The organism is Bradyrhizobium sp., assembly GCF_019244115.1.
GTDB lineage: Bacteria > Pseudomonadota > Alphaproteobacteria > Rhizobiales > Xanthobacteraceae > Bradyrhizobium.
Map to the genome: position 1 here is coordinate 1 of NZ_JAFATE010000214.1, position 2288 is coordinate 2288.

2 pseudogenes are annotated in these 2288 nt (G+C 65.3%); both read right to left on the reverse strand.

Annotated elements, in window-relative coordinates:
• Nucleotides 1-1886 (reverse strand): annotated as a pseudogene (locus tag JOZ76_RS09495) (hybrid sensor histidine kinase/response regulator); the annotation flags it as partial.
• A 270-nt stretch (nt 1887-2156) separates the two neighbouring features.
• Nucleotides 2157-2288, reverse strand: a pseudogene (locus tag JOZ76_RS09500) (5-aminolevulinate synthase); the annotation flags it as partial.

Here is a 2288-nt window from a genome sequence, read left to right on the forward strand (position 1 = left end):
TTCAGCGCCGCCTTGGCCGAGACGGCGCGCTTGCGCAGCAAGAGCGACATCACGAGGCGCGAGGAGGCCGCGCCGATCGAGGAGGCGATCAGGTGCTCGGCATGCTGCAGCAGCTCGAAATCGGCCGGCGCCTGCTGCTCGAGCCGGACATTGCGGGTGGCCGCGAAGGCGTCGAACGACTGGCAGGTGCGCTCGGGGCCGAGATATTGCGCGACCGTGCTCTGGATGTCCTGCACGGTGATGGTGGTGCGCCAGCGCCGGAAAGTCGGCGTGATCGGCGCAATGGTCGCGGGCACGAACAAATCGGCCTGCAGCACCTCAATCGCCGACGGCCTGCGGCTCAGCGACAGTACGACATAGGCGATGATATTGAGCGACAGACTCCACAGAACGCCGTGCAGCAGCGGCGACAGGTCGGCGCCGAACAGCGCCTGCGGCCGCAGCGGCTCGAAGCCGAACGGGCCATGCTGCAGGAACTGGATCCCCGAGGTGTTGCCTTCGAGGAAGCTCGGAATGAACAGCGTGTAGCTCCAGGCCAGGAAGCCGACCATCATGCCGCCGATTGCGCCGCGCGCGGTGGCGCGCCGCCACAGCAGACCGCCGAAGAAGGCCGGCGCAAGCTGCGCGATCGCCGCGAACGACAACAGCCCGATTGCCGCGAGCTGCGCGTTGCCGAGCGCGCGATAGTAGAAATAGGCCATCACCATGATGACGATGATCGCGATGCGGCGCGAGGCCAAGAGGAAGCTGCCGAATTGCCTGACTACGCTACCCGACTCCGCCCCGCGCTGCAGCGCGAGCGGCACAACGAAGTCGTTCGACACCATGACCGACAGCGCGACGCATTCCACGATCACCATGGCGGTCGCCGCCGACAGGCCGCCGACGAACACGCCGATCGAAAGCAGCGACGCCTCGCCCTGGATCGGGAGCGCCAGCACATACATGTCGGAATCGACCGCACCGAACGGGAAGGTCACGAGCCCCGCGAGCGCGATGGGGATCACGAACAGATTGATGGCGACGAGATAGAGCGGAAATAGCCAGCGCGCCCGGCCGACCTCGGCATCATCGGCGTTCTCGACCACGCTGACGTGAAACTGGCGCGGCAGCAGCATGATCGCGCAGAACGACAGCAGCGTCATAGTGAGGAAATTGCCGACCTGTGGCACGTAGTCGATCGCGCGCACCGCCTCGGGCGTCTTCAGCGCCTCTTCGATCAGCTCCCGTGGAGTGAACATCCAGAACGTGACGAAGGCGCCGGCGGCGAGAAAGGCCACCAGCTTGACGATCGATTCGGTCGCGACCGCCAGCATCAGGCCGTGCTGGTGCTCGGTGGCGTCGGCCTGCCGGGTTCCGAACAGCACCGCGAAAGCGGCCATCGCCAGCGTCACCATCAGTGCCATGTCGCCGATGATCGGGACGCGGGAGATCGCCGCATCCTCGCTCAAAATGGTTTGCAGCGAGGAGGCGACCGCCTTGAGCTGCAGTGCGATGTAGGGCACCGAGCCGATGATCGCGATCACCGCCACGGTGGCGGCGACCGCCTGGCTTTTGCCGTAGCGCGCGCCGATGAAATCGGCGATCGAGGTGATGTTTTGCGATTTTGCGAGCGCGATCACGCGCCGCAGCACACCCGTGCCCAGCCCGATCATGAGGACCGGCCCGACATAGATGGCGAGAAAATCGATGCTGGTGCGGGTGGCAAAACCGACCGAGCCGAAGAAGGTCCAGGAGGTGCAGTAGATCGCCAGCGACAGCGGGTAGATCAGCGCGCTGGCGCGGCTCTTCTTGCCCGGCGAGCGGCGGTTGCCATAGCTCGCGACCAGGAACAAGAACCCGATATAGCCGAAGGCGGCTGCGATCACGGCCCAGTCGTGCAGCATCGGCTCCCGCTGTCCTCCCTTGGTTCGGTCGGATTGGCGTCCTCGCCTGTCATCGCCCGGCTTGACCGGGCGATCCAGTACTCTGAAACGCCTGAGACTTGCCTCGGTGTCTCGGATTACTGGATGCCCCGCTTTCGCGGGGCATGACGAAAGGTGAGCGGTTCCGTCAACCGAAATCCGCCGAAATGTAGCGCTTGGCGCTGCCGCACGCGACAGGGAAGTTGCGCCCTTTACCGGTGATTACCGATCGTCGTTAAGCCGAGCGGGACCCTACTCCGCAGCCAGCGGCTTCTGCTCCAGCGGCAGTCTTAGCCGCTCCCAGACCTGCAGCAGCGCCTCCGCAAGGCGGTCGATCAACCCGTCATCATGGTAGGGCGAGGGGGTGATGCGCAGCCGCTCGGT